The sequence below is a fragment of the Rhodanobacter sp. 7MK24 genome, from assembly GCF_014842995.1.
Lineage (GTDB): Bacteria > Pseudomonadota > Gammaproteobacteria > Xanthomonadales > Rhodanobacteraceae > Rhodanobacter_A.
The window spans coordinates 450,128-476,409 of the sequence record NZ_JACYXL010000001.1 but is presented as its reverse complement, the minus strand read 5'-3'; the positions used below and the strand labels follow the sequence as shown (position 1 = coordinate 476,409).

Sequence of the window (26,282 nt, the reverse complement as noted above, 5' to 3'; positions counted from 1 at the left end):
CGTCGATTATCCGCTGCGCCGCATCATTCGGCCAGCCGGCCTTCGTCCAGGCACTCGCAGCCTTGCGCATCCACCACGGCGAGCAGGTCGGCCACGCGACCCTGACCCGGCAACACGAGGTCTGGCGCCAGGTCAGCCAGCGGCAACAGCACGAAGGCGCGCTCGGCGATGCGCGGATGCGGCAGCGTCAGGCTGGCACCATCGAGCTGCACGCCGGCCATGTGCAGCAGATCGAGGTCCAGGGTGCGCGGCCCGTTGCGTTCGGCGCGCACGCGACCGGCGCGTTGCTCGATGGCGAGCAAGGCCTCCAGCAACGCGTGCGGCTGGAGGCTGGTTTCCAGCAAGGCGGCGGCGTTGACGAAGGACGGCTGCTCCAGCACGCCCCACGGTGGCGTGCGGTACAGGCGTGAGCGGCGGAGCAGCCGTGTGCCTGGCAGGTCTGCCAGCGCATCCACGGCATCCAGCACCTGCCTGCGCGGATCGCCCAGATTGCTGCCCAATGCGACGTAGGCGGCGGTCACACCGGTTTCGATTTCGCTGAAGGCTTGCGCCGGCGCCGCTTGCGCGCGGGGCTGGTCGCCGCCGCGGGCATCTCGGGATCGTTGCCGCCGCCGTGTGTCGGCAAGGCCGCCGCCAGCGTGTCGTGCGGCAACTGCTGCGCGTGATCCCACCACAGGCCCAGCTCGCGGATCGCCGACGACTCGTGCGCGCGCAGCAGCAGGAAATCGAACGCAGCGCGGAACCGCGGATGCGTCAGCAGGCGCAGCACCTTCTTGCGCTGGATCTGCTCGAAGCGCGGCTGCAGCGACCAGATTTCTTCCATGGTTAGGGTGAAACGCCGGGGGATCGCCACGCGTTGGCACTGCTCGGCCACCACCTGCATCGCGGCTTGCGTCCAGGCTTCATTGGCATCCTTGCCGCGGGCGATCTGGTGGTGCGCCAGATCGCGCACCTCGCCCCACAGCAGCACGGCGAACAGGAAAGCCGGCGTCACCGACTTGCCCTCCACCACGCGTTCGTCGGTGTTCGCCAGGCCCTGCTCGACCAGCGCGCGCAGTGCCTCGTCGCCGCGCTTCAGCGCACGCGCCGTGGCAGGGAACAGGAACTGCAACAGGCCGCATTGTTCGAGCATGCGGAAACTCTTCAGCCCATGTCCCGCGAGGAACATCTTCAGCGACTCGTCGAACAGGCGCGCTGGCGAGGCCTCCAGCAACAACGAGCCCAGCTCCGCGAACGGCGCGGAGGCGGCCGCATCGATGGTGAAGCCGAGCTTGGCGGCCAGCCGCGCCGCGCGCAGCATACGCACCGGATCCTCGCGGTACCTCGTGACCGGATCGCCGATCAGGCGCAGCACGCGGTCTTCGAGATCCTGCATGCCGCCCACGTAGTCGCGCACCGAGAAATCGTTGACGCCGTAGTACATCGCATTGACGCGGAAGTCGCGACGCAGCGCATCCTCCTCGATCGAGCCCCACACGTTGTCGCGCACGATGCGGCCGTCGACGATGTGCCGCTCGCCCTCCGCCCCCTCTTCCTCGCCGGTACCCCGGAAGGTGGCCACCTCGATGATTTCCGGCCCGAACACGACGTGGGCCAGGCGGAAGCGGCGGCCGATCAGGCGGCAGTTGCGGAACAGCTTTTTCACCTCGTCCGGCGTGGCGTTGGTAGCCACGTCGAAATCCTTGGGTCGGCCCCCCAGCAGCAAATCGCGCACGGCGCCGCCGACCAGGAAGGCGTCGTAGCCCGCCTCGTTGAGGCGGTACAGCACGCGCAGCGCGGCCTTGCTGATGTTCTTGCGGGAAATCGTGTGCTGCTCGCGCGGGATGATGCGCAGCGCGGGCCTGGCGTCGTTCCTGGCTTCGGGATTCAAGCGGCTGGGATTCCTGGCGGGTACTTGTCCGGCACGCCGCTTCGCGACGGCGCGACGGCCTGCAAGCCGTGGATGATAGCCGTCATCGCCGCGGCATTGCCGAGCGTAACAATTCCGCTATACTACCGCGCTCCGTAAGACTGCGCTCCCATCGTCTAGCGGTCTAGGACACCGCCCTCTCAAGGCGGGAACACGAGTTCGAACCTCGTTGGGAGCGCCATTTATTTGTGCGATTCGTCCGGAATCGCCGCCTGGCGTGGCGAAGTGGCAAGCTTCTGGCAGCCGCTCCGCCCGAGCGCCAACCGCGGCCATCCATGGCCGTACTTCTCAGGAACAGCCGGCACGATCAAGCGATCGTGCCGTTTGTTTTTGCAGCTGCCGCTACGGCAACTGCCTTTACCTCGGCTATCGGATACTGCGCGGCGTGGCAGCGCCGTCTATCGCATAGGCGGGGCGGCTCCGACCTCCTCGACACAGCTATTTGTAATCCCGGCGGATTGAAGCCAGCCGTTTCTCCAGTCCCTTCTTTCCGGTCCATACGCGGCAAAGAAACAGGAACTCGAGCGCTCGCATGCAACCGAATCCGCGTTGCCGCCCTGGAGAGCACGCAAGCAAAAACCTCGCTCAACTCCATTCCCGCCAGTGGGCGAAAAGATCGCGCACAAGTCGCGGCCGCGACTTTTCACCCGACGCGCATTGCGGTCATACTTGCCAACGCCCAACCGCAAGAGCGCCACCCATGACCTTCGTCGTCACCGACAACTGCATCAAGTGCAAGTACACCGACTGCGTGGAAGTCTGTCCGGTCGATGCCTTCCACGAAGGCCCGAATTTCCTCGTGATCGACCCGGACGAATGCATCGACTGCACGCTGTGCGAACCGGAGTGCCCGATCAACGCGATCTATCCGGAAGACGACGTGCCCGGCGGCCAGGAAGGTTTCGTGGCACTGAACGCCGAGCTGGCCAAGGCGTGGCCGGTGATCACCGAGCGCAAGGACGGCCTGGCCGACGCGAAGGAATGGGAAGGCAAGCCGGACAAGCTCGAGCTGCTGCAGCGCTAAGAACCGGAATCGCCTTGCGATCATCCAGGATCGCGAAGATCAGACGGGCAGCCACACTGGCGCGCTGCTCAACAAAAATGCCGCCCGATGGGCGGCATTTTCGTTTGCAGGAATATCGGCGGATCAGCGATCAGCTGCCAATGCCTTTCTTCAACGCGTCGATGAGCTTGGCGACCGCGCCTTCGTCACCCTGCACGCGCACTTCGCTGGCACTGTTTCCGCTGGGGTTCACCGTGACCTGCACCACATGCGTGGCGGTGTCGGCCGTGCTCTTGTCGTGGTGGAACATGCGGCTAAAGAAGCCACGCTTCTTCGCCACCGCTTCGCCGCCCACCACATTCACCGTATAGCTGTGTGCGCTGTCGTCATGGCTGGTCACCTGGCCTGCGCTGCCAGTGGCAGCCAGCAGCTGGCCCACCTTCTGGTAGGCGCCGTCGACGGACCCGGACACCACGAAGGCATCGGAGATCGCGCCGGGTATGGGCGCAGGCTGGATCTGGCCCGAACCCGGCGGCGGGATCACCAGCGCAGCGGTCGCCGGCGGCGTGTCCATGCCCGGCGGGATTTCCAGCGGGGACTCCTGCTTGGCCGTTTCCCACGATTTCGTGGATCGGAACATGCCGCAACCGGAAAGCAGCAGGCCTGCGAGGGCCAATGCCGGCAGGGTCACGAGTAGCGAGGATTTCTTCATGCAAGGGTTTTCCGTGGAAGGTTCGTTGATGGCCGCCTAGGCGGCTTTCGATCAGGCAGCGCGTGCCAAGGATGCCAGAGTGGACAGTGTCTCGCGCAAACGGGCACGCTCCGGGCCTTCGGCCAGCTCCACCAACGGCAGCCGCGGCAACGCCAGACCCAACCCCAGCTCCGGCAGGCCGGCCTTTACCGCAATCGGGTTCGGTGCGCAGTTCAACGCCTGCATCAGGGGTGCCAACGCATCATCGCAACGTACCGTGGCAGCCCGGTCGCCACCGATGGCCGCGTCGCACAGCGCACGGAACATCTTTGGCACCAGATTCGCCACCACCGAGATTGTACCGGCGGCACCGGCCAGCATGGCCTGCCCGGCCGTACCGTCGTCGCCGGAGAGATAGACGAAATCCGGGCGCGCAAGTTCCGCGAGCGCGGCAATGCGCTCGGCGTCGGCACGCGCTTCCTTGATGCCGACGATCGCCGGATGTCCGGCAAGCTGCGCCACCGTCTCCGGCAACAGGTCGCAGGCGGTGCGCGTTGGCACGTTGTAAAGCAGTACCGGCAGGCCGCCGTGCTCGGCGACTTCGAGGAAGTGGCGGCGCATGCCTTCCTGCGTGGGGCGCACGTAATAGGGCGTCACCACCAGCGCAGCATCGGCCCCCAAGGCCTTGGCGCGGCGCGTGACCGCAACGGTTTTCGCGGTACCCGCCTCACCGGTTCCGGCGATCACCGGCACGCGACCGGCGACATGCTCCACCGCGAACGCGAGCAGACGGTCGAACTCGTCGTGTTCGAGCATGTGCGCTTCGCCGGTGGAGCCCGCCACCACCAGCGCCTGCGTGCCGCCGGCGAGTTGATGGTCGAGCAGGCGCGCGAACGCCGGCAAGTCGAGCGCGCCGTCGGGCGCGAACGGCGTGGCCAGCGCGCAGATGCTTCCGCGAATGTCCAAGGTCGGATACCGCTTGATAAACCAGCCTTGCATGTTACTTGCGGGCTTGCAGGAGCGGCAAGTAAGCTGGCTGGCGCGATTCCCGCGCCGCGCGGGTTCCGGCACAGGCCACTCCATTGAAATCGACGCCCCACGCCCGTTCGGGCAGCGACAATCAGCTGCTGATCCACGCACTGACCTCGGCCGCCCATTCGCCACTCACCGCACTGACCCGCCGCATCGCCGACGCCGGCTGCAGCCTGGCCGAGTCGCGTGTGGCCACGATAGGCAACGAAGTGTCGATCATGCTGCTGGCCAACGGCGCCTGGGACGCGCTGGCCAAGCTCGAAACCGCCCTGAACAAGCTGGCTCGCGACGAGAACCTGCGCCTCGCCCACTACCGCACCACGCCGCGCGAACCCAATTCGCACTTGCTGCCGTACATGGTGGAGATCATCTCCGCCGACCGCCCCGGCATCGTGGCGCGAATCGTGGAGTTCTTCAGCCAGCAGGGCATCAGCGTGGAACAGTTGCACTCCACCCGTTACCTCGCGATGCAGACCGGCGCGGAGATGTTCCAGGCGCAATTCACGATTGGCATTCCGGCCGACGTGCACATCGCCGCCTTGCGCGACGACTTCCTGGAACTGTGCGACGGGCTGAACCTGGATGCGATCATGGATCCGGTGAAGTTCTAGAGTCTGTTTGCGCTCTCCGCATGGCCCGCGCCGGGATCCGCCTGCGCGCGGACCAAAGGAAGAATGGGTGAGCGCACGTCAGTCCAGGAACGAGCAGTGACGCAGGGATGCGGGCAAACAGACGGACCCTTCGGATTGCCCTGCCCCGGCGGCCACCCGGCAGCACGCGGATTGACCAGGCAGGCGCTGCGCCATGCGATGCCACCTGACGGCCGCGGCAAGGCAAGCAATGCCGGGCGCGCAAACAGACTCTCAGGATGCTCCGCCGATGACCGCCTGACAAGGCTGTCATCCGTAACATTCATCGCGCTAGTCTCTCCACGCACAGCAGCGAAACCCCACCGGGTTTCCGGAGAGACCATGCCAGACATCGGAAAGAAGGCCCCCGCCCTGAGCGGCACCACCGGCGACGGCAGCACGCTGAAACTCGCCGACCTCAAGGGCCAATGGATCGTGGTGTATTTCTACCCCAAGGATGCCACCCCCGGCTGCACCAACGAAGCCAAGGACTTCCGCGACCTGTACGCGAAGTTCAAGAAGCGCAACGCCGAAGTCATCGGTATCTCGCGCGATTCGGTGAAGTCCCACGCCAACTTCGCTACGAAGCAGGAACTGCCGTTCCCGCTGGTATCCGACGCGGACGAAACCTGGTGCAAGGCCTTCGACGTGATCCACGAGAAGGTGCTCTACGGCAAGCGCCACATGGGCATCGTGCGCAGCACCTTCCTCATCGACCCGGACGGCAAGCTCGCCGCCGAGTGGCTGGGCGTGAAGGTGCCAGGCCACGCGCAGGCCGTGCTCGACGCCATTCCCGCCAAGTGACCGCGCCACTTCAAGCCATCCTCCCCGCGGCATCCGCGATGCCGCGCTCCCTTCGTCTCGTCCCACGCGAGGTTCCTGCCGCATGACCGCAAGCAAGCGCATCTACGTTCTGGACACCAACGTGCTGCTGCACGATCCCACCTCGTTGTTCCGCTTCGAGGAACACGACGTGTTCATCCCGATGACGGTGCTGGAGGAGCTGGACGAGAAGAAGAAAGGCGGCTCGGAAGTTTCGCGCAACGGCCGCCAGGTCAGCCGCTTCCTCAACGAACTGATCGTGCGTGGCAACGGCCACGGCATCAGCAACGGGCTGGAGCTGGCCAATCCGCAGGGCGTCAATCTCAAGCGCGGTGCCGCGGTGGGCCGGTTGTATTTCCAGCAGCGCACCACCGCCAACCACGGCAAGGCGGACAACCTGATCCTCGCCGCGGTGATCGAGTTGCGCGACCAGAACCCCGAGCGCTCGGTGATCCTGGTCAGCAAGGACATCAACCTCCGCATCAAGGCGAAGATCTACGGCATCGACGCGGAGGACTACGAGAACGACCGCGCGCTGGACGACTTCGCCCTGCTCTACACCGGCTCCACCGCGCTGCCCGAGAACTTCTGGGACGCGCACCCGGAAGTGGAGTCGTGGAACGAGCGCGGCCGCACCTACTACAAGCTTTCACGCCGCGAAGACGAGGACTGGTATCCCAACCAGTGCCTGTACCTGCCCGGCGAAGGCGGCGTGGAGCTGCGCGTGCTCAAGCTGGACGAAGACAAAGCCACGCTCGCGCTGATGGACGACCACAGCCATGCCAACCACCATGTCTGGGGCATCGCCGCACGCAACCGCGAACAGAACTTCGCGCTCAACGTGTTGATGGATCCGGACGTGGATTTCGTCACCCTGCTCGGTACCGCCGGCACCGGCAAGACCCTGCTCGCGCTCGCGGCAGGCCTGGCACAGGTGATGGACCAGCAGCGCTATCGCGAGATCATCATGACCCGCGCCACGGTGAGCGTGGGCGAGGACATCGGCTTCCTTCCCGGCACTGAGGAAGAAAAGATGACGCCGTGGATGGGTGCGCTCACCGACAACCTCGAGGTGCTCGCCAACCCCGAGGAAGGCGGCAGCTGGGGCCGCCAGGCCACTAACGACCTGCTCGCCTCGCGCATCAAGATCCGCTCGCTCAACTTCATGCGCGGACGCACCTTCCTGTCGCGCTACCTGATCATCGACGAGGCGCAGAACCTCACGCCCAAACAGATGAAGACCCTGATCACCCGCGCCGGCCCCGGCACCAAGATCGTGTGCCTGGGCAATGTGGAGCAGATCGACACGCCCTACCTCACGGAAACCACCTCCGGCCTCACCTACGCGGTGGACCGCTTCAAGCAGTGGGAGCATTCGGCGCACGTCACCCTGCGGCGCGGCGAACGCTCGCGGCTGGCGGATTTCGCTTCGGAGGCGTTGTAGAGCTCTTGATCGTCATGCCGGCGCAGGCCGGCATCCAGTGGAAACCACGCCATGGATTGGCGACAGCCCTGCGTGTACATGCTTGCCTGCCGACGGAATGGCACCTTGTACATCGGTGTCACCAGCAACCTGGTCGGCCGCATCTGGCAACATCGCAACGAAGCCGTCCGGAGCTCCACATCGCACCATCACGTCCACGATCTGGTCTGGTATGAGCTACATGAAACGATGGAGTCCGGCATTCTCCGTGAGAAACAACTCAAAGAATGGAAGCGCGCCTGGAAGTCGAGGCTGATCGAAGGCGAGAATCCCGGATGGCGTGACCTTTATCCGACGTTGCTCTAACTGGATTCTGGCCTGCGCCGGAATGACGAGCACGAAATCCGCCAGTGCTCTGCTTTTGATCGTCATTCCGGCGCAGCCCGGAATCCAGCAGCGACCACACCACATGCCTGGTCGCAGCCATCACCTGACGCCACATTCACCCATATGCCCCATGCCATGCCTCCCATCGCCCTCACCATCGCTGGCTCCGACTCCGGCGGTGGCGCGGGTATCCAGGCCGACCTGAAGACCTTCCATGCGCGCGGCGTGCACGGCTTGTCGGCCATTGCCGCGATCACCTCGCAGAACACGCGCGGGGTGGCCGCCGTGCATCCGGTACCGCTGGCGCACATCCGCAGCCAGATCGCCGCGGTATTCGACGACTTCCCCATCGGCGCCGTGAAGACCGGCATGCTGGGCAGCGCGGCCATCGTGCGGCTGGTGGCGCGCGAGATGGCGTTGCGCAAGCCGGCGTGGCTGGTGGTCGATCCGGTAATGATCGCCACCAGCGGCGCGCGCCTGCTCGATGAAGGCGCCATCGCGGTGCTGGTGAACAAGCTGATCCCGCTGGCCGACGTGCTGACGCCCAACCTGCCCGAGGCCGAGGCGCTGCTCGGCTATCCGATCCGCAGCGCGAAGGACTGCACGCGTGCCGGCAACGAGTTGCGCGAACTGGGCGCCAAGAGCGTGCTGCTCAAGGGCGGCCACGGCAGCGGCCGCGACGTGGTGGACCGCTACTTCGACGCGCGCGGCGTGATGGAACTGCGTCACCTGCGACTGAAGCTGGAGGCCCACGGCACAGGCTGCACGCTGGCCTCGGCGGTGGCCGCCGAGCTGGCGAAGGGGCAATCGCCACGCAGCGCCGTGCGCCGCGCAGTGGCCTATGTGCAACGCGCGCTGGCGCAAGGCTACCAACCCGGCAGCGCGCCCTTGCGCGTACTGGCGCACTAGGCCGGCAACCGGCGTCATTCACGACGGGGCGGTAGAATGGCGTGTCGCCCACTCCCTTCGAACCGATGACCCCGCGCCTCGTCCTGCTGATCCTGATCCTGCTGTTCGTGCTGTGCGTGCTGCTGGTGCATCTACGCGGGCGCGTGCGGCTGCGCTTCGACCGCCAGTTGGTGGACCACTCGGCGATCTTCGCGCCCTACAACCTGCTGATGTACGCGTTTTCCGCAGTACCAGCGCGACCCATCCTCGACCGCCGCGGCTTTCCCCAGCTCGATCTCCTGCAGGCCAATTGGCAAGCCATCCGCGAAGAGGCGCTGTCGCTGTTCGACGAGGGTCACATCCGCGCGGCGCATAGTGGCAACGACGCCAGCTTCAACAGCTTCTTCAAACAGGGCTGGAAGCGCTTCTACCTGAAGTGGTACGGCGAGCCGCTGGCCTCGGCCGAAGCCTTGTGCCCGAAGACCGTGGCGCTGCTGAAATCCATCCCCAGCATCAAGGCGGCGATGTTCGCCACGCTGGCGCCCAACAGCCGGCTCAATCCGCATCGCGATCCGTTCGCCGGCTCGCTGCGCTACCACTTGGGCCTGATCACGCCGAACTCGCGCGACTGCCGCATCTTCGTCGATGGCGAGGAACACGCGTGGGGCGATGGCAAGGACGTGGTGTTCGACGAGACCTACGTGCACTGGGTGGAGAACAAGACCGACCAGACCCGCGTGATCCTGTTCGCCGATGTGGAGCGCCCGCTGCGCACGCGCTGGATGGACGCGATCAATCACCGCGTGGGGGCCTTCATGGGCAAGATCACCGCTTCCCCGAATACCGAATCGCCGGAGGAGAAAACCGGCTTCGTCAACCGCGTGTTCGCACTCAACCAGCGCAACCGCGAGCGCAACCGCGCGTTCAAGAGGAAGCATCCCAAGCTGTTCCGCACGCTGAAATACCTGGGCATGCTGGTGCTGGCGTGGCTGATCGTCTGCGCGCCGTGGCCGTTCGTGCGCTGAGGCTGTAACGCCAGCGCGTGTCTGCGCGTCCTTGCTGCGATCCCTTCAAGGAGACCACCGTGGATACGCAAACCGCCCTGTTCCAGCAGCACCGCCAACGCCTGTTCGGGCTGGCCTACCGCATGCTCGGCGCGCCCGCTGATGCCGAGGACGTGCTGCACGACGCCTGGCTGCGCTGGCACGCCCAGGACACCGCCGCGCTGGACGATCCGGAAGCCTGGCTGGTCTCGGTAACCACGCGCCTGGCGCTGGATCGCCTGCGCCGCGCGAAGACCGAACGCGCGCATTACCCGGGCCCGTGGCTGCCCGAACCGCTGGTGGACGAGGATGCACAGCCCGTCGCCGAAACTCCCGAAGCGCTGCTGGAGCGCAACCAGACCCTTACGCTGTCCTTCCTCACCTTGCTGGAACGGCTGGGACCGGACGAACGCGCCGCCTTTTTGCTCAACGAAGTATTCGATTACAGCCACGCCGAGGCGGCGTCCATCCTTGGCATAACCGAGAACACCTGCCGCCAGCGCGTGCATCGCGCCAAGGCGCGCCTGCGCGAGGATCGCCCGCGCTTCAGCGTGGATGCCCGAGCCCAGCAGCGCCTGCTGCAACGCTTCGTAGCCGCCATGCAACAACCCACGCTGGAATCGCTGCAGGCACTCTTCGCCGAAGATGCCGTACATGTGAGCGACGGCGGCGGCGTGGTCGCCGCTACCCTGCACCCGCTGCACGGCGCCGAGCGACTGGCGCGGCTGTATCTGCAGATCGCCCACAACACCCGCCTGCAACCGCTGCGCTACAGCATGCTCACGCTCAACGGGGCACCAGCCCTGCTGGCCTGGTCCGGCGGCACGCTGACCACCGCCATCTGGGTCGAAGGCGACGGCGAGCATATCACCGCCATCCACGCGCTGCGCCATCCAGGCAAGCTCGCACGGCTGGCGGCGACGGTAACGAATCCGCCGGCCGACGCGTCCTTGCAATGAACGGCCTGCTCGGGCCGTCGTTCCCCAACTGTCGAAGGAATTCCCTCATGAGCCGTTTCTCCATCCAACGCCACTACGCCACCATGCAGCCGCTGATCCAGCTCGGCCAGGAAATCCGCGGACGCGGCCACCTGGACGGCAAGCTGGTCGAACTGGTGCTGATGCGCTGCTCGCAGATCAATGGCTGTGCGTTCTGCCTGGACATGCACAGCAAGGACGCCCGCGCCGCCGGCGAAACCGAGCAGCGGCTGTACCTGCTGTCGGCCTGGCGCGAGACCGCGCTGTACAGCGAAAGCGAACAGGCCGCCCTGGCGCTCGCCGAGGAGCTCACCGAGCTGCCCTCGCACGAGTCGGTGTCCGATGCGCTCTACGAGCGGGTGCGCCAGCACTTCGAAGAGGCTGCCGTGGTCGACCTGGTGCTGCTGATCGGGATGATCAACACCTGGAACCGGCTCAACATCGCCGCCCGCACCGTGGGCGGCAACTACAAGCCTGTGGCGCACCACTAAGAGCCTGTTCGCTGCATCCGGCCGGCGCCTGACGGGTGCGAACCAGCCGGATCGCACCTCCGGAAACCGCGCTGCCGTACGGTTCCGCCGCCTCGGACGAAGCCCGACGCTCGCCCTTGCATGCTGACTGCACCTCCCAACGAACAGGGCAGCCGCGTGCACGAACGATCCATCCGCAGCCGACTCCCGCGCCGCATTGTCATCGCGGCGTTCGGTGCGCTTTCGGTAGCCGTCATCGCCCTGTCGATGGCACGACACACGCAGGGCGCTGCCGCCACCGGCGCAGCACGGGTCACCCGGGCCGTGGCCTGGTCGTTTTGCATGGGCAACGGCATGCGCCACACCGTGGGTGGCGACTTCGTCAGCCATCGCCGCCGGGGGGGCCGCGCCGACGCACTGACTTTCGCCGCGTTAACGCGGCGGCTGACTCTCGCTGCCGGCATGGCGTTCGATCTGCCGCGCCTGCCCATCCATGTCCACGCGACCGGGGCCCGTTGGCCGATCAACCTGGCCGCATGCGCAGCCCTGTTGCACTGGTCCGCCATCGGGCCGTACCCATCCGTCGCCGCTACGGCAGCACAATCGTGAAACGAAGGAAGAGCCTCATGACTGCACGCATCCCGAAAATCGTCCTCAGCCTCCTGCTGGCCGTCATACTCCTTGGCGCCGTCTGGTTGGGCACTGCAGGGCGGCCCTTGATGCTGCTCGCCACCGGTTCGGTCAGCCACGGGCTGTGCGACGCCGCGTTCGTCAGCCACGTCGACCCCGACCGCGTGTTCCGCGAGCAGCACGCGCCGCAGATGCGCGGCATCGCCTGGGCAATCCACTGGCGCGTGGATCCCACACAACATGAGGCGCACGCCAGCGTGCTGGGTGCCTTCGGCGCACGCGCAGTGTTCCGCCCCGGCCTGGGTTGCGTGCTGATGCATGGCGACGGCCCGGTGCCCGAGGCAGCCGGCTTCGCACCCGAACCCATCGCCAGTCCCTATCCGGAGCATGCCGTGGTCGCTGACGACCCCACCATCCAGCATGCGCTGGACCGCGCCTTCGCCGAACCCGATCCCGCGCATCCGCGCAATACCAAGGCCATCGTGGTGCTGCACGACGGCCAGCTGATCGCCGAACGTTATGCCCCCGGCTATGGGCCGGACACGCCGATCTGGGCGCATTCGTTGACCAAGTCGCTGACCAGCGCGCTGATCGGCATCCTGGTGCGTGAAGGCAAGCTGCACCTGGAACAGCCCGCGCCAATCCCCGGCTGGCGGTCCACCGGGGACCCGCACCATGCGGTCACGGTCGACCAGTTGCTGCGCATGGACAGCGGCCTGCCCTTCGACGAAACCGACAATGTGTTGAACCCCATGGCGCGCATGACCTTTCTGGAGAGCGACATGGCCGGCTATGCCTCGCGGATGCCGCTGGCCCACCCACCCGGTACAACATGGGGTTACAGCAACCTGGGCTACGTACTGCTCGGCCGCATGGTCACCGACGCAGCCGGTGGCAATGCGGTGGACGCTGAGCGCTTCGCACGGCGGGAGTTGTTCGCGCCGCTGGGCATGGCCCACACCACCATCCAGACCGATGTCCGCGGCACCCTGATCGGGGCGAGCGACAGCTACGGCACAGCACGCGATTTCGCCCGCTTCGGCCAGCTCTATCTCGACGACGGCGTAGCCGGCGGCAAGCGCATCCTGCCCGAGGGCTGGGTGGCCTACAGCCGTTCGCAGACGCTGGATACCGGCTATGGCGCGGGCTTCTGGCTGAACCTCAAGAACGACACCCGGGTGCCGGTGTGGAACGCCCCCTGGGGCATGCCGCAGTTGCCGAAGGACATGTACTACGCGCGCGGCGCGTTCGGGCAATACGTAGTGATTGTGCCGTCCGAGCGGCTGGTGGTCGTGCGCATGGGCATCTCGCTGGACTACGGCGACGCCACCGGCGACCTGGTGGCCGCGATCATCGCCGCTCTGCACCGTCAGCCGCAGCCTTGAGCGGCCTGGCGGCCTTGCGATAGCTGCTGGGCGTGTCGTCTACCTGACGCTTGAAGGCGGCATTGAAGGTGGACTTGGAGGTGAAGCCGCAGGCATAGGCGATATCGAGGATGCTGCGCGTGTCGCCGGCGTCGGCAAGGCAGGCGCGCGCCGCTTCCACACGCAGCCGGTTGATGTAGTCCCAGAACGTGCCGCCGAACCGGCGGTTGATCACTGCCGACACCAGGTATTCGGGATAGCCGCTGCGCTTTGCCACCTGGCCGATGGTCAGCGCCGGCTCCATGTACAGGGGATCACCACCGTCCATCAGCGAGGCAAGGCGCGCCTGCACCACGTCGTAACGCATATCTTCAGGTTCGCTGGTCGTGGCCGGGGCAACCGTTTCGTCGCCCACGGGCTCGACCTCCGGTTCAACCGCCAGCGGCGGCTGTCCCAGGCTGAACCAGCCCACCACGCAGATCCAGCCCGCAATGGCTCCGAACAGCAGCCCGTAATTGAGTATTGGCAACTCCACCAAGGCCTGCACGATGGCAATGCACCAGATCACGACCTGGCATGCCGCCATCGTGTCGATCCAGCGCAGCGACAAGCGATCGGCGTCGGAACGCCGCTCGCGCAGACGCCGGCGATAGCGATGCACCTGAACCAGCGCCGCTACCACATAGGACAGGCTGTAGAGAAACAACGCGATGTCGAACCAGTGGCCGATCGAACGCTCGCCCGCAATCCAGCTTGCCGACATCGCCTGCAACCGCGCCGTACTCGCCAGCAGCACATGGCCGGTGACCAGCAGCATCGCCACGAAACCGAGCAGGTGCCGCACATCGCGCCAGCGGAAGCCCAGCCCCCGGGTCAGCGCCCGCACATAAAGGAAGAACAGGCTACCGTACAAAAAAGGAAACAGCGCCACGAAGCGGTAGGCGCGAAACCACTCCGGCGACAACATGTGCCAGTAGGCCGCCTTCACCGCCAGATCGATGCCCGCCAGCGCCACCCATGCGGCGAGCAGGCGATTGGCCTCGCGGTTGGCGGAACGGCGCCACAACGCCAGCGCCAGCAGCGCGGCCTGCACGGCAGCAGCGATGTAGACGAAAACCCAGAACGCAATATCCATCGGATGGTCTGCACAAGAGCGGCGGCAAGCATGGGGCGTCCATGCTAGCAACCGATCCGCATGATCCAGAAACGACAAGGCCGCGGACGACGCCGCGGCCTTGCGTGTCGATGGGGCCGGCGCTCAGCCCTTGACGCGCTTCGCGATGGCCTCGCCGAAGCTCTCGGTGCTGCCCTTGCCACCGAGGTCCGGCGTCACGCTGTCGCGGTCGTTGGTCATGGTGTCGCGGATCGCGGCGCGCAGCTTGTCGCCCTTGGCCACCATGCCGAGGTGGTCGAGCATGTCGGCCGCGGCCAGCAGCAGTGCGCAGGGGTTGGCAATGCCCTTGCCGGCAATGTCGGGAGCGGAACCGTGCACGGCTTCGAAGATCGCCGCGCCCTCGCCGATGTTGTCGCCGGGCGCCAGGCCCAGGCCGCCTACCAGGCCCGCGCACAGGTCGGAAAGGATGTCGCCGAACAGGTTGGTGGTGACGATCACGTCGAACTGCTCGGGCTTCATCACCAGTTGCATGCAGGTGTTGTCCACGATCATCTCGTTGAACTCGATCTGCGGGTATTCCTTGGCGACTTCGCGTGCCACGTTGAGGAACAGGCCCGAGGCGGTCTTGATGATGTTGGCCTTGTGCACGGCTGTGACCTTCTTGCGGCCCTTCCTCACCGCCAGCTCGAAGGCGTAGCGCACGATGCGCTCGCTGCCCTTGCGCGTGTTGCGGATCATCGAGACCGCGGTCTGGCCGTCCTCGGACAGCGACTGCCCTTCGGCCAGGTACGCGCCCTCGGTGTTCTCGCGCACCGTGATGATGTCGATGTTCTCGAAGCGCGCCTTGGTGCCGGGGAAGCTGATCGCCGGACGCACGTTGGCGTACAGGTCGAAGTGGCGGCGCAGGGTGACGTTGATCGAGGTGAAGCCGCCGCCGATCGGCGTGGTCAACGGGCCCTTCAGCGCCACCTTGTGCTCGGCGATCTTGTCCAGCGTGGCCTTGGGCAGCAGGTCGCCGTGCTTCTCCAGCGCCACCATGCCGGCGTCGGCAAAATCGTAGGCGAGGCCGCAGTCCAGCGCGTCGAGCACGCGCAGCGTGGCGGTCATGATCTCCGGGCCGATGCCGTCGCCCGGGATCACCGCGATGGTCTTGCTCATGAGGGGGAACTCCGTGGGGAAGAATGCCGTCGATCCCGCTGCGGCAAAGGCAGGCGGGATCGGTATCGCTGCAATTATCGCCGATCCATACGGAAGCGAACAGGCGAGAGCCGGCTCGCAGCGTTGAAAATCCTCGCACGGAGCATTGCGGGAAATGGCACGTCGCCTTGCCTCCCTTTCCAGGGACAGGACCGGGGTGGCATGGCAATCTCGTGCGGCGAGCATCCGGCGGAGCGCACTGGGCGGCCCTTCGAGCGAGAGCCGCCCGTCAGCACGCCCCCGGCACGGAGAGTAACTACGCCGTCAGCCGTGATCGGCGCAAGCCACATCGGTCGCGGCCTCGCCCTCTTCCAGCTTGTCGAGGAAATCCACGGCTCGGCGCAGGTGCGGGATCACGATGGAACCACCCACTACCAGACCCACGCTGAAAGTCTCGAAGAATTCCTCGCGGGTCACCCCGGCCTCCTTGCACTGCGCCACGTGGTAACTGATGCAGTCGTCGCAACGCAGCACCATCGAGGCGACCAGGCCAAGCAGCTCCTTGGTCTTCACATCCAGCGCGCCGGGCTTGTAGGTCTGCGTGTCCAGCGCGAAGAAACGCCGCACCACCTGGTTGTCCTCGGCCAGGATGCGTTCGTTCATGCGCTTGCGGAACGCGGTGAACTCGGCGACGCGATCCTTCTCGCCCTGTCCGCCGCTCATGCGCTTGCTCCCAGCAGCTCGGCCAGCTTGCCGCTGCGGTCGGCCGCGACGAGATCGTCGTAACCACCCACGTACTGGTCGTTGATGAAGATCTGCGGCACGGTACGGCGGCCGCCGCTGCGCGCCAGCATGGCATCGCGCTGCGCAGGATCGGCGTCCACGCGCAGTTCGCTCCACTCCAGGCCCTTGGACTTGAGCAGGTTCTTCGCGGCCACGCAGTACGGGCAGACCGCGGTGGAATAGACTTCGATCTTGGACATCACGTAACTCCGGTTGCCTGCGCACAATGTGGGGGTAAAAAACCCTTGGAACAAGCTTCCACATGAGCGGTCAACTGAATGGTTGAAAAGTGCAGCCGCGGATGGCTGGCCCGCTTGATCCCGCGATCATGGATGATCGCAAAAGCAGCAGAAGTACGGCCACGGCTGGCTGCGCGTTTGCTCTCCGCGATCATGCTTGGTCGCAACCCTTCACATTATCCGCAGATACCCGCCCTCATGGCACCACGACGCCCCGTCAAGCGCCTGCCGATCGTCCTGATCCTCGCCAGCCTCGCCTTCGCCGCCGGCGCGCAGGACAACTCGCGCCTGCCGGACCTCGGCAGCTCGGCGGACGCGCTGATCTCGCCGCAGGAAGCGCAGGACTACGGTGCCTCCATGCTGCGCCAGATGCGCGCGCTGGACATGGTGGTGGACGACCCGCTGCTGGACGAGTACATCAACGATCTCGGCTTCCGGCTGGTCGCCGCCTGCGCCAAGCCGCGCGACCACTTCCAGTTCTTCATCGTGAAGGACGAGGAAATCAATGCCTTCGCCCTGCCGGGCGGCTACATCGCGGTGAACTCCGGCCTCATCGCCATTACCCGCAACGAGGACGAACTGGCAGGCGTGCTGGCGCACGAGATCGGCCACATCACGCAGAACCATCTGCAGCGCGCATTCGAGGATTCGAAGAAGGACGCGCCGCTGCTGGCACTGGTGGTGCTGGGCGCGATCGCCGCCGGCGCCGCGGGCCGCAGCGCCGGCGATGCACCCATCGCGGTGCTGGCCGGCGGCCAGGGCCTGCTGGCGCAGAAAGAGATCAACTTCACCCGCAAGGACGAAATCGAAGCCGACCGCGCCGGCATCAAGACGCTGGCCAATGCCGGCTTCGACCCAAACGCGATGGCCGCGTTCTTCCAGCACATGGAGGACGTGATGAGCACCGGCGCAGGCGGCCAGGTACCGTCCTTCCTGCAGGACCACCCGGTCACCAGCGACCGTATCGCCGATGCGAAATCCCGCGCCGACGCCCTGGTCACCGCACAGAAACTGCACCCCGGCGGCGACAACCTGCTCGACGGCCAGTGGGAGCAGATCACCACGCCGATAGCCTTCGTGCGCGGGCCGATCCGGCTCGGCGCGGACACCGCCAGCCCGGGCGGCCTCAATACCTATGAACTGATGCGCGAACGCGCCCGCGTGTTGAGCGGCAATCCCGTGCGGCTGGTCGACTACTACGCCGGCAACCTCAAGAACAAGGCCGGCTTCGACACTCCGGTCAACCGCTACGGCTACGCGCTGGCGCTCACCCGCAGCGACCGTGGCGCGCAAGCCGCGGCGCAACTCGAGCCGTTGCTGAAAGCGCATGCCGGCAGTCTGATCCTCAGCCTGGCGCTGGCCGACGCCCGGCTGCAGGCCGGTCAGCGCGACGCCGCGCTTGCGCTGTACCAGCCGCTCAACCGGCAGTCGCCGCGCAACCGGGCGGTGGCGCTGGCCTATGCCAACGCGCTCACCGACCGTGGGGACAAGCAGCAGGCATCCACCGCCGCCGACCTGTTGCGCCCCTTGCTGGAAAACAGCGACGATCCCGCGCTGTACACCGCCTACGCCCGCGCCAGCGACAAGGCCGGCGACGGCGAGCGCGCCGGCGAGGCCTGGGCCGACGCCAGCTACTACGCCGGCCGTCCCTTCGACGCGATGGAGCAGCTCCAGCGCCTGCTCAAGCGCAACGATCTCAGCTACTACTCCCGCTCACGTATCCAGGCCCGCATCGCCGAACTCACCCCGCTGGTGCTGGAGCTGCGCAAGCGCAGGATCGACACGCCGGACAATCCCGCGACGGGTAACAGCTCGCAGCAATGACGCAGCGCAGCGACACGCATGTCATCGCCGCGTAACATTCCTGCATTGCAATATCCCGGTCATAGTCCAACGGATCTTTCCGCGTGCACAAACGCATCCTGATCGTCGAAGACGAGACCTCGATCCGCGAGATGATTGCCTTCGCCTTGCGCAAGGCCGACATGGAGGCCATGCAGGCCGCCGACGCGCGTGCCGCCCAGCTCGCCATCTCCGAGCAGGTGCCTGACCTCATCCTGCTTGACTGGATGCTGCCGGGCATGAGCGGACTGGAACTGGCGCGCCGCCTGCGCAAGGAAGAGCTGAGCCGCGAGATCCCCATCATCATGCTCACCGCACGCGGCGAGGAAATGGACCGCGTCAACGGCCTGGAAGCCGGCGTGGACGACTACGTGGTCAAGCCCTTCTCCACGCGCGAGCTGCTCGCGCGGATCAAGGCGGTGCTGCGCCGCACCCATGGCGACGACGGCGACGGCATGGTGGAACTGGGCAAGCTGCGCATCGACGGCCCCGCACATCGCGTGTTCGCCGGCGACGAACCGGTGACCATCGGCCCCACCGAATACCGCTTGCTGCATTTCTTCATGACTCACGCCGAGCGCGTGTACTCGCGCGCACAGCTGCTCGACCATGTGTGGGGCGGCAGCGTGTACGTGGAGGAGCGCACGGTGGACGTGCACATACGCCGCCTGCGCAAGACGCTGGAGCCGTGGAAGCTGGAAGACATGGTGCAGACCGTACGCGGCAGCGGATATCGCTTCTCCGCAAGCGTCTGAGCGACCCAGCGCCTGCATTTTGCTCGTCATTCCGGCGAAGGCCGGACAAGCGCGAAGCGCGCAGAACGCCCGCAGGGCAGCCCCGGAGGGGCGAGCGCAGCGAGTCATCCAGTGACTGTGCGGCTTGAGCAAGCGATATTGCTACTGGATCCCGGCCTGCGCCGGGATGACAGGCAGAACGCATCAGTAGGCACGCTGTAAGCTCCACATCCAGCCAGCCAGACACCCTGCCTTTCGATGCCCATTCCCTATCGCTGGAAACTGCCTGTCATCTGCTCTGCCGGCCTGTGCGCGGGCGCGCTGCTCGGCTGGCTGGCGGGCGACCGCATCGCGGCGGGAGTGGCCTTTGTCGCCGTGGCGGAAATCGTCTTGCTGTTGTCGCGGGACGGTCATACGACGCGTCACATCATGTCGCCGGCCACCATCACCGCGAAACACGACCGCCTCGTCATGCGTACCCACCGCCTCGCCTCCAGTCTGCGCGACCTGCGCCGCACCGCCAGCCAGTTGCCCGACGCCGTGGTGCTGCTCGATCCCGATCAGCGCGTGCGCTGGTTCAACCACGCGGCGGAGAACCTGCTCGGCCTGCGCGCTCCGCACGACCGCGGCGCATCGCTGGAGCAGCGCCTGCAAGCCTCGGAACTCGCGGACTGGCTGCGCCAGGACGAGCACGAGCCGCTGCATGACACCGTGGCGCCGGGCCGTCCCGACAGCCAGATCAGCGTGAGCCTGCTGCCGTTCGGCCGCCGCCAGCAGGTGCTGCTGGCGCGCGACACCAGCCATGTCACGCGACTGGAACAGATGCGCCGCGACTTCGTGGCCAACGTCTCGCACGAGCTGCGCACGCCGCTCACCGTGATCCACGGCTATCTCGAACTGCTCGATCCCGAGGACGCCCCCGCGCTGGCGCCGGTGCTCGGCGAGATGCGCGCGCAATCCCGCCGCATGGGCCAGATCGTGGAAGACCTGCTCACCCTGTCGCGGCTGGAAACCCAGCACCACGTCGAGGATGAGCGCGTGCCGATGGCGCCTCTGCTGGCCACGCTGCGCAAGGAAGCCGAAGCGCTGAGCCAGGGCCGGCACCAGGTCACGGTGGAAGCCGACACCGACCTCGACCTGCTCGGCTCACCCAAGGACCTGCACAGCGCGCTCTCCAACCTGGTCAGCAATGCGGTGCGCTACACCCCCGCCGGCGGCAGCATCGCGATACGCTGGCGGCGCAGCGCGGAAGGTGCGACCTACTCGGTCAGCGACACCGGCTACGGCATTCCCGCCAGCCATCTCTCCCGCCTCACCGAACGCTTCTATCGCGTCTCCTCGAGTCGATCGCGCGGCACCGGCGGCACCGGGCTGGGATTGTCCATCGTCAAGCATGTGCTGAACCTGCATCAGGCAAGGCTGGGCATCGAAAGCGAACCGGGCCGCGGCTCCACTTTCTCCTGCCACTTCGCGCCCGAGCGCCTGCTTTCGGCCACGCGCAGCCGCGACGAAAGCTGAAGCGCTGCACGCCACGGCGCGCACCAACCACCGCGCATGCGCCAGAATGCGTGCATGCGACGCACCGACGCCCAGACTCCCAAGCCCCCAGACCTCTCCGCTCCCGAGCTCTACCTGAGCCGCGAATTGGCCGCACTGGAATTCAACTTCAGGGTGCTGGCGATGGCGCGCGATACCACGGTGCCTCTGCTCGAGCGACTGCGCTTCCTCAGCATCGTGGCGAACAACCTCGACGAATTCTTCGAGGTGCGCGTGGCGATGCTCAAGCACCACCACGCCTTTGGCTCGGCCGCGCCGGGGCCGGACGGCCTGTCGCCGCCTGAGCTGCTCGCGCGCATCCGCAACCGCGTGCTGGAGCTGGTCGCCGAACAATATGCGATCTGGCAGCAGGAACTGCGCCCGCAGTTGAACGCCGAGCGCATCCACATCCTGACCCGTACGCAGTGGACCACACGCCAGAAGCGCTGGTTGCAGGGCTATTTCGAGCACGAAGTGCTGCCCGTGCTGTCGCCGCTGGGGTTGGACCCGGCCCATCCGTTCCCGCGCATCCTCAACAAGACGCTGAACATCGCGGTGGTGCTGAAGGGCCGTGACGCCTTCGGCCACGAAGGCCACATGGCGCTGGTACGCGCGCCGCGCTCGTTGCCGCGCATCATCCGCGTGCCCGCCGAGGTGTGCGGCGAGGGCGATCACTTCGTGTTCCTCGCCGAACTGCTGCACGCCTTCGTCGACCAGATGTTCCCCGGCTTCAAGGTGGTCGGATCCTGGCAGTTCCGCGTCACCCGCAACAGCGAGCTGATCGTGGAGGAAGCCGAGGTCGAGAATCTCGCCCTCGCGCTCAGCGAGGGACTGGTGGGACGCGGCTACGCACGGCCGGTACGGCTGGAGATCGCCAGCGACTGCCCGCAGTCCATCACCTCGATGCTGACGCACAACTTCCAGTTGGAAGAGGCCGACGTCTACCGCTGCGACGGCCCGGTCAACATCATCCGCGCCGGGCTGATCTACGACTGGCTGGATCGCCCGGAGCTGAAGTACCCGCGCTTCACCCCGAAGCTCCCCGCCGAGCTGGAAAGCAGCCGCGACAAGTTCGAGCAGATCGCCCAGCGCGACGTGCTGCTGCACCACCCCTACCAGAGCTTCGCCGCTGTGGTGGACCTGCTGCGCCAGGCCAGCACCGATCCCAACGTGCTGGCGATCAAGCAGACCCTGTACCGCGCCGGCGAGGACACCCCGCTGGTTGATCTGTTGGTCGAGGCGGCACGCCACGGCAAGGACGTCACCGTGGTGATCGAATTGCGCGCGCGATTCGACGAGGAGGCCAATATCCGCCTCGCCACGCGCCTGCAGGAGGCCGGCGTGCAGGTGGTGTACGGCGTGGTGGGCTACAAGACCCACGCCAAGATGATGCTGATCGTGCGCCGCGAGGGCGACACGCTGCGCCGCTACGCCCATCTCTCCACCGGCAACTACCACCAGATCAACAGCCGCACCTATACCGACATCGGCCTGATGACCGCCGACCCCGAGATCGGCGAAGACCTGCACAAGGTGTTCCAGCAGCTCTCCGGCCTGGGCCCGCGCATCGCGCTCAAGCGCCTGCTGCATTCGCCGTTCACGCTCTACGCCGGCGTGATGGAACGCATCGGGCGCGAAACCGAGCTGGCCCGCGCCGGCCGCCCCGCACGCATCGTGGCCAAGCTCAATGCGCTCAACGAAGCGCACGTGATCGAAGCGCTGTACCGCGCCTCGCAGGCCGGCGTGGAAATCGACCTGATCGTGCGCGGCGCCTGCACGCTGCGTCCCGGCCTGCCCGGCATCTCCGAGCGCATCCGCGTACGCTCCATCGTGGGACGCTTCCTGGAGCACAGCCGCGTGTACTGGTTCGGCAACGATGGCGCGCCGGAACTTTACTGCGCCAGTGCCGACTGGATGGAGCGCAACCTGATGCGCCGCATCGAGATCGCCTTTCCCATCCGCGACCCCGACCTGTCCACACGCATCTACGATGAAACCCTCGCCAACAGCCTGGCCGACAACACCCAGGCATGGCTGCTCGACGGCAACGGTCGCTACACCCGTGCCACGCCGGGCAAACAGGCTCCCTACAGTGCACAGCAGACGTTGCTGGAGAAGCTGTGCCCGTGAGGCGGAGGACGCCAGGCAGAACATCCTGCCTGCCGCATCCTTCGACGAGGATATCCGCCGATGGGGACATCCATCAGACCACCTTCGCCAACTGGGGCCGGACATGTACGGGTTACCTGTGAAAATGAGGCGCGTGCTGGGGTTTGCGATGGGCATTGCCAGCATCGCCGGCATGTCATCGACGGCCCTGGCCGCCAGCGAGACAACCGGGATACCCGCCCCCGCCAGCTCGGCACCGAGCGACGCCGAACTGGCCGGCGCCGCATGCGCGATCGGCGAAGAACAGTTCCTGCCGGGTGATTACTACTACTGCCTGGGCACGCAAAGCTACGGTCTGCACCATTTCGGGCAGGCACAGAAGTTCTTCGCCACGGCGGCCAGCTGGGCCAGCAAGCCAGCGCAGTACGTGCTCGGCATCATGGCGCTCGATGGCGACCACCAGCCGGCAAATCGTCCGTTGGCGGCGGCCTGGCTGGCGCTCGCATCCGAGCGTCCGCAATCGGACTTCGCCGCTGCATCCGCCACGCTTGATGCCTCGCTCGCGCCGGCCGAACGGAAGGCGACCGATCAATTGCTCGCACGCATGCGCCCCACCTATGGCGACGCCACGGCGGCGGTGCGTGCCGAGAAGCGCTACGAGCAGGGCATGGCCCGGCTGGCCCATCTGACCGGTCCCGGCGGCCACTACTGCATGGCGGGAATCACCACGCCTGCCGACCCGAGCATGGCAAGCACCCCTGAGCAATGCCCGCCCATCCAGATGATGACCAAGGCCATCGACCAGGCGGCCGTCAAGGTGTTCGAGGGCTGGAGCGGCCACGTCACGGTAGGGCCGCTGCAACAGGTGAACGGGATGCCAGCGACACACAATCCCGGTTGAATCGCCGGCATTCCGGGCCGCACCTCACGCATGCGAGGAAAGCGGCGGGCGAATACGGCATGATGCGCATTGCCGCCCCACCCGCGTCGACCAGGAACCCGCGCTTGAGCCAGGCCGAACACACCCCGATCCGCGATGGCGAGCTGCTGGCCGCCGTGGACATGGGCTCGAACAGCTTCCACCTGATCGTTGCGCGCATGGAGCACGGCGAACCGCGGGTGATCGATCGCCTGCGCGACAGCGTGCGCATGGCCGCAGGCTTGCGCAGCGATGGTTCGCTGGACGCCGACCGCCGCGCCCGCGCCATGGATTGCCTGGCCCGCTTCGGCCAGCGCATCGCCGGCCTGCCTTCGCAGCGCGTGCGCGCGGTGGCCACCAACACGGTGCGCCGGCTGGCCGCACCGCATGCGTTCCTTACCGCCGCCGAAGCCGCGCTGGGCCACCCGATCGAAGTGGTGTCGGGCCGCGAGGAAGGCCGCCTGATCTTCCTCGGCGCCGCGCACGACCTGCCTGCCTCGCGCGAGCCGCGGCTGGTGATGGACGTGGGTGGCGGCAGCACCGAATTCATCATCGGCCGCGGTCTCGCACCCTTGCACACCGAGAGCGTGCAGGCCGGCTGCATCGCCTCCACGCTGCGCTTCTTCCCCGGCGGCAAGCTCAACCGCAAGCGCTGGCAGCGCGCGCGCGGCGAGATCGGCGTGCTGTTGCAGCAGTTCGCCGAGGACTATCGCGAATCCGGCTGGCAGGAAGCGTTTGGCTCTTCCGGCAGCGCCAAGGCAATCGGCGCGGTGGTGCAGGCGATGAAGCTCAGCGACGATGGCATCACGCCTGCGTCGCTGGCCGGACTGCGCGACGCGATCCTCGCGCAGGGCTCGATCGCCACGCTCAAGCTGCCCGGCCTGGCCGAGGAGCGCGCGCCGGTGCTCGCCGGCGCGGTGGTGATCTTCGAGGCCGCGTTCGAGGCGCTGGGGATCGCGCGCATGCGCGTGTGCGAGAGCTCGATGCGCGAAGGTCTGATGTGGGACCTGCTCGGCCGCGCCGTCGGCAGCGACCCGCGCACCGGCAGCATCGATGCCCTAGCCACCCGTTACGGCGTGGATCGCGCGCAGGCGCGACGGGTGGAATCCACTGCGCTGCAGCTGTTCGACCAGGTCGCGAAGGCATGGAAGCTGGACGGCGAAGCACGCGAATGGCTGTCGTGGGCCGCCCGCGTGCACGAGATCGGCCTCGCCATCGCGCACAGCCAACACCATCACCATGGCGCTTATATCCTGCGCCATGCCGACCTCGCCGGCTTTTCGCGGCAGGAACAGCAACTGCTCGCCGCCGTGGTCGAGATGCACCGGCGCAAGCCCGACAAGGCGGTGATCGCCACCCTGCCGCAACGCTATCGCCCGCTCGCCCGCTACACCACGGCGCTGCTGCGTCTCGCCGTACTGTTCCGCCGTGGCCGTCGCGCCGAGTCGCTGCCGCCGATGAAGCTCTCCGCCACCCGCCAACGGCTGCGGCTCTCGCTACCTGCCGCGTGGCTGGAGCAGCATCCGCTCAGCGAGGCGGACCTGCACCAGGAACAGGCGCCGATGATCGAGCTGGGGTTGGAGCTGGAGCTGTCCACGAGTTGAACCAGTGCGATTCGTCCGGAATCGCCATGGCGTGGCAGGTAGCTGCAAGTTTCAAGCTCTCGCCCTGCTCTTGCGCCACCAACGGCCATCCAGAGTTTTGCGATCGTCCCTGATCGTGAAGATCAAACGGGCGGCCATCCGTGGCCGCACTTTGAGTATCAGTGCGATTCGTCCGGAATCGCCGCAGCGTGGCAGGTAGCAGCGAGCCTCAAGCCCATCGCCCTTCCCTGACGCCACCAGCGGCCATCCATGGCCGCACTCTTCAAGAACCCATCCTGAACCCCGAAAGGCGCATGCGGCCGTGGGGCCGCGTATCATGCGCGGATACTTCGAACGGCCTGCCTCCATGTCCAAGCCCAAGCTCGCCCTGCTGCTCCTGTCCACTGCCCTGTTCGCCCCTGCGCTGTGGGCGCAGAACGCCAAACCGGCGGACACGGCCGACCCGCAGGTGGTGCTGCACACGTCGCTGGGCGACATCACGCTGGAGCTGTTCCCGGACAAGGCGCCCAAGAGCGTGGCGAACTTCCTGCAATACGTGCACGACGGCTTCTACGCCGGCACGGTGTTCCACCGGGCCATCCCCGGCTACCTCGTACAGGGCGGCCTGTACACGCGCGAGCTGCAACCCAAGCGCACGCATCCGGCCATTGCCAGCGAGGCGGACAACGGCCTGACGAACCTGCGCGGCACGGTGGCGGTGGCGCGCGGCGCCGATCCGAACTCGGGCACCTCGCAATTCTTCATCAACCTGGTGGACGACCGCCGGCTCGATTTCACGGGCAACCAGAGCGGCCTTACCTGGGGCTATGCGGTGTTCGGCAAGGTCGTCAAGGGCATGGATGTGGTGGACAAGATCGCCGCCACGCCTACCCACGGCATCGGGCCGTTCACCGCCGACGTGCCCAACCCGCTGGTGGTGATCGAAGGCGCGCAGGTGCTGGGCGAAGCCGCACCCGCCGCCGCTGCCAGTGCGGCCGCGCCGACCAAGGTACCCTGA

26 protein-coding genes and 1 tRNA gene are annotated in these 26,282 nt (G+C 66.6%); 19 read left to right on the top strand and 8 right to left on the bottom strand.

Features of this window, described 5'->3' with window-relative positions; translation table 11 throughout:
• Positions 1-23: 23 nt before the first annotated feature.
• A complete protein-coding gene (gene folK / locus IHE49_RS02150) occupies positions 24-521 on the bottom strand; it encodes a 2-amino-4-hydroxy-6-hydroxymethyldihydropteridine diphosphokinase (protein ID WP_192154475.1) in 498 nt (165 codons plus the stop codon).
• Complete coding sequence (gene pcnB / locus IHE49_RS02145; protein ID WP_192154473.1) at positions 518-1,870, bottom strand: polynucleotide adenylyltransferase PcnB; 1,353 nt, start codon at positions 1,868-1,870, stop codon at positions 518-520. Before pcnB ends, folK begins: the two co-directional genes overlap by 4 nt.
• Positions 1,871-2,014: 144 nt before the next feature.
• Between pcnB and IHE49_RS02140 the strand changes: the two genes are divergently transcribed.
• Together IHE49_RS02140 and fdxA are read left to right on the top strand one after the other, a co-directional pair.
• Positions 2,015-2,090: transfer RNA gene (locus IHE49_RS02140), tRNA-Glu, on the top strand.
• A 519-nt stretch (positions 2,091-2,609) separates the two neighbouring features.
• Positions 2,610-2,933 (top strand): ferredoxin FdxA, encoded by a 324-nt coding sequence (fdxA, locus tag IHE49_RS02135; protein ID WP_192154471.1) that lies wholly within the window; start codon positions 2,610-2,612, stop codon positions 2,931-2,933.
• Positions 2,934-3,063: 130 nt separating this feature from the next.
• Here the strand turns inward: fdxA and IHE49_RS02130 are convergent, their stop codons facing one another.
• Together IHE49_RS02130 and dapA are read right to left on the bottom strand one after the other, a co-directional pair.
• Positions 3,064-3,624, bottom strand: a complete 561-nt coding sequence (locus IHE49_RS02130) for a hypothetical protein (RefSeq protein WP_192154469.1) — start codon at positions 3,622-3,624, stop codon at positions 3,064-3,066.
• A gap of 51 nt (positions 3,625-3,675) precedes the next feature.
• Positions 3,676-4,602 carry a 4-hydroxy-tetrahydrodipicolinate synthase gene (dapA, locus tag IHE49_RS02125; protein WP_192154468.1) on the bottom strand — a complete coding sequence of 309 codons (927 nt, stop codon included), beginning with the start codon at positions 4,600-4,602 and terminating at the stop codon, positions 3,676-3,678.
• Positions 4,603-4,685: 83 nt separating this feature from the next.
• Here dapA and IHE49_RS02120 point away from each other — a divergent pair, with 83 nt between their 5' ends.
• From IHE49_RS02120 to IHE49_RS02075, 10 genes are all read left to right on the top strand, one after another.
• Positions 4,686-5,246: an ACT domain-containing protein gene (locus IHE49_RS02120; RefSeq protein ID WP_192154467.1), complete on the top strand. Its 561-nt coding sequence runs from the start codon at positions 4,686-4,688 to the stop codon at positions 5,244-5,246.
• A gap of 360 nt (positions 5,247-5,606) precedes the next feature.
• Positions 5,607-6,068 carry a peroxiredoxin gene (locus IHE49_RS02115; protein WP_192154466.1) on the top strand — a complete coding sequence of 154 codons (462 nt, stop codon included), beginning with the start codon at positions 5,607-5,609 and terminating at the stop codon, positions 6,066-6,068.
• 82 nt (positions 6,069-6,150) lie between these two features.
• Positions 6,151-7,530, top strand: a complete 1,380-nt coding sequence (locus tag IHE49_RS02110) for a PhoH family protein (protein WP_192154465.1) — start codon at positions 6,151-6,153, stop codon at positions 7,528-7,530.
• Between the two features lie 51 nt (positions 7,531-7,581).
• Entirely contained in the window at positions 7,582-7,875 is a 294-nt protein-coding gene (locus IHE49_RS02105) for a GIY-YIG nuclease family protein (protein WP_192154463.1), read from the top strand.
• 156 nt (positions 7,876-8,031) lie between these two features.
• Positions 8,032-8,805, top strand: coding sequence for a bifunctional hydroxymethylpyrimidine kinase/phosphomethylpyrimidine kinase (gene thiD, locus IHE49_RS02100; RefSeq protein ID WP_225578103.1), 774 nt, complete (start codon positions 8,032-8,034; stop codon positions 8,803-8,805).
• A 65-nt stretch (positions 8,806-8,870) separates the two neighbouring features.
• Positions 8,871-9,809, top strand: coding sequence for an aspartyl/asparaginyl beta-hydroxylase domain-containing protein (locus IHE49_RS02095; protein WP_192155391.1), 939 nt, complete (start codon positions 8,871-8,873; stop codon positions 9,807-9,809).
• 59 nt (positions 9,810-9,868) lie between these two features.
• Positions 9,869-10,786 carry an RNA polymerase sigma factor SigJ gene (sigJ, locus tag IHE49_RS02090; protein ID WP_192154460.1) on the top strand — a complete coding sequence of 306 codons (918 nt, stop codon included), beginning with the start codon at positions 9,869-9,871 and terminating at the stop codon, positions 10,784-10,786.
• A 47-nt stretch (positions 10,787-10,833) separates the two neighbouring features.
• A complete protein-coding gene (locus IHE49_RS02085) occupies positions 10,834-11,295 on the top strand; it encodes a carboxymuconolactone decarboxylase family protein (protein ID WP_192154458.1) in 462 nt (153 codons plus the stop codon).
• Between the two features lie 120 nt (positions 11,296-11,415).
• Positions 11,416-11,883, top strand: coding sequence for a hypothetical protein (locus tag IHE49_RS02080; protein ID WP_192154456.1), 468 nt, complete (start codon positions 11,416-11,418; stop codon positions 11,881-11,883).
• A gap of 17 nt (positions 11,884-11,900) precedes the next feature.
• Positions 11,901-13,289: a serine hydrolase gene (locus IHE49_RS02075; RefSeq protein ID WP_192154454.1), complete on the top strand. Its 1,389-nt coding sequence runs from the start codon at positions 11,901-11,903 to the stop codon at positions 13,287-13,289.
• Here the strand turns inward: IHE49_RS02075 and IHE49_RS02070 are convergent.
• The 4 genes from IHE49_RS02070 to grxC form a co-directional block, all read right to left on the bottom strand.
• Positions 13,255-14,403, bottom strand: a complete 1,149-nt coding sequence (locus IHE49_RS02070; RefSeq protein ID WP_192154452.1) for an AraC family transcriptional regulator — start codon at positions 14,401-14,403, stop codon at positions 13,255-13,257. The two genes, IHE49_RS02075 and IHE49_RS02070, sit on opposite strands and share 35 nt — an antisense overlap.
• Before the next feature lie 123 nt (positions 14,404-14,526).
• Positions 14,527-15,540 carry an isocitrate dehydrogenase gene (locus IHE49_RS02065; RefSeq protein WP_192154450.1) on the bottom strand — a complete coding sequence of 338 codons (1,014 nt, stop codon included), beginning with the start codon at positions 15,538-15,540 and terminating at the stop codon, positions 14,527-14,529.
• Positions 15,541-15,843: 303 nt separating this feature from the next.
• Positions 15,844-16,242, bottom strand: a complete 399-nt coding sequence (locus tag IHE49_RS02060; protein WP_192154449.1) for a carboxymuconolactone decarboxylase family protein — start codon at positions 16,240-16,242, stop codon at positions 15,844-15,846.
• On the bottom strand, positions 16,239-16,502 hold the full coding sequence (grxC, locus tag IHE49_RS02055) for a glutaredoxin 3 (protein ID WP_192154448.1): 264 nt from the start codon (positions 16,500-16,502) through the stop codon (positions 16,239-16,241). The genes IHE49_RS02060 and grxC overlap by 4 nt, the downstream gene beginning before the upstream one ends.
• Positions 16,503-16,739: 237 nt before the next feature.
• Between grxC and IHE49_RS02050 the strand changes: the two genes are divergently transcribed.
• The 7 genes from IHE49_RS02050 (at position 16,740) to IHE49_RS02020 (ending at position 26,282) form a co-directional block, all read left to right on the top strand.
• Positions 16,740-18,365: a M48 family metalloprotease gene (locus IHE49_RS02050; RefSeq protein ID WP_192154447.1), complete on the top strand. Its 1,626-nt coding sequence runs from the start codon at positions 16,740-16,742 to the stop codon at positions 18,363-18,365.
• Positions 18,366-18,448: 83 nt separating this feature from the next.
• The gene (gene phoB, locus IHE49_RS02045; protein WP_192154446.1) at positions 18,449-19,138 is read left to right on the top strand and encodes a phosphate regulon transcriptional regulator PhoB; all 690 of its coding nucleotides are present in this window, start codon (positions 18,449-18,451) and stop codon (positions 19,136-19,138) included.
• A gap of 237 nt (positions 19,139-19,375) precedes the next feature.
• Positions 19,376-20,635 (top strand): phosphate regulon sensor histidine kinase PhoR, encoded by a 1,260-nt coding sequence (gene phoR / locus IHE49_RS02040; RefSeq protein ID WP_192154443.1) that lies wholly within the window; start codon positions 19,376-19,378, stop codon positions 20,633-20,635.
• Positions 20,636-20,689: 54 nt separating this feature from the next.
• The gene (gene ppk1, locus IHE49_RS02035; protein ID WP_192154442.1) at positions 20,690-22,783 is read left to right on the top strand and encodes a polyphosphate kinase 1; all 2,094 of its coding nucleotides are present in this window, start codon (positions 20,690-20,692) and stop codon (positions 22,781-22,783) included.
• Positions 22,784-22,955: 172 nt separating this feature from the next.
• The gene (locus IHE49_RS02030) at positions 22,956-23,663 is read left to right on the top strand and encodes a hypothetical protein (protein ID WP_192154440.1); all 708 of its coding nucleotides are present in this window, start codon (positions 22,956-22,958) and stop codon (positions 23,661-23,663) included.
• 104 nt (positions 23,664-23,767) lie between these two features.
• Positions 23,768-25,285 (top strand): Ppx/GppA phosphatase family protein, encoded by a 1,518-nt coding sequence (locus tag IHE49_RS02025; protein WP_192154438.1) that lies wholly within the window; start codon positions 23,768-23,770, stop codon positions 25,283-25,285.
• A gap of 346 nt (positions 25,286-25,631) precedes the next feature.
• Positions 25,632-26,282 carry a peptidylprolyl isomerase gene (locus IHE49_RS02020; RefSeq protein ID WP_192154436.1) on the top strand — a complete coding sequence of 217 codons (651 nt, stop codon included), beginning with the start codon at positions 25,632-25,634 and terminating at the stop codon, positions 26,280-26,282.

Coding starts and splice junctions, on each gene's coding strand:
- IHE49_RS02070 (WP_192154452.1), bottom strand. CDS start 14,403: ATGGATATTGCGTTCTGGGTTTTCGTCTACATCGCTGCTGCCGTGCAG.
- dapA (WP_192154468.1), bottom strand. CDS start 4,602: ATGCAAGGCTGGTTTATCAAGCGGTATCCGACCTTGGACATTCGCGGA.
- IHE49_RS02085 (WP_192154458.1), top strand. CDS start 10,834: ATGAGCCGTTTCTCCATCCAACGCCACTACGCCACCATGCAGCCGCTG.
- thiD (WP_225578103.1), top strand. CDS start 8,032: ATGCCTCCCATCGCCCTCACCATCGCTGGCTCCGACTCCGGCGGTGGC.
- IHE49_RS02105 (WP_192154463.1), top strand. CDS start 7,582: ATGGATTGGCGACAGCCCTGCGTGTACATGCTTGCCTGCCGACGGAAT.
- IHE49_RS02080 (WP_192154456.1), top strand. CDS start 11,416: ATGCTGACTGCACCTCCCAACGAACAGGGCAGCCGCGTGCACGAACGA.
- IHE49_RS02060 (WP_192154449.1), bottom strand. CDS start 16,242: ATGAGCGGCGGACAGGGCGAGAAGGATCGCGTCGCCGAGTTCACCGCG.
- ppk1 (WP_192154442.1), top strand. CDS start 20,690: ATGCGACGCACCGACGCCCAGACTCCCAAGCCCCCAGACCTCTCCGCT.
- grxC (WP_192154448.1), bottom strand. CDS start 16,502: ATGTCCAAGATCGAAGTCTATTCCACCGCGGTCTGCCCGTACTGCGTG.
- IHE49_RS02075 (WP_192154454.1), top strand. CDS start 11,901: ATGACTGCACGCATCCCGAAAATCGTCCTCAGCCTCCTGCTGGCCGTC.
- IHE49_RS02115 (WP_192154466.1), top strand. CDS start 5,607: ATGCCAGACATCGGAAAGAAGGCCCCCGCCCTGAGCGGCACCACCGGC.
- IHE49_RS02030 (WP_192154440.1), top strand. CDS start 22,956: ATGTCATCGACGGCCCTGGCCGCCAGCGAGACAACCGGGATACCCGCC.
- fdxA (WP_192154471.1), top strand. CDS start 2,610: ATGACCTTCGTCGTCACCGACAACTGCATCAAGTGCAAGTACACCGAC.
- phoR (WP_192154443.1), top strand. CDS start 19,376: ATGCCCATTCCCTATCGCTGGAAACTGCCTGTCATCTGCTCTGCCGGC.
- IHE49_RS02130 (WP_192154469.1), bottom strand. CDS start 3,624: ATGAAGAAATCCTCGCTACTCGTGACCCTGCCGGCATTGGCCCTCGCA.
- IHE49_RS02065 (WP_192154450.1), bottom strand. CDS start 15,540: ATGAGCAAGACCATCGCGGTGATCCCGGGCGACGGCATCGGCCCGGAG.
- IHE49_RS02110 (WP_192154465.1), top strand. CDS start 6,151: ATGACCGCAAGCAAGCGCATCTACGTTCTGGACACCAACGTGCTGCTG.
- IHE49_RS02050 (WP_192154447.1), top strand. CDS start 16,740: ATGGCACCACGACGCCCCGTCAAGCGCCTGCCGATCGTCCTGATCCTC.
- IHE49_RS02020 (WP_192154436.1), top strand. CDS start 25,632: ATGTCCAAGCCCAAGCTCGCCCTGCTGCTCCTGTCCACTGCCCTGTTC.
- IHE49_RS02095 (WP_192155391.1), top strand. CDS start 8,871: ATGACCCCGCGCCTCGTCCTGCTGATCCTGATCCTGCTGTTCGTGCTG.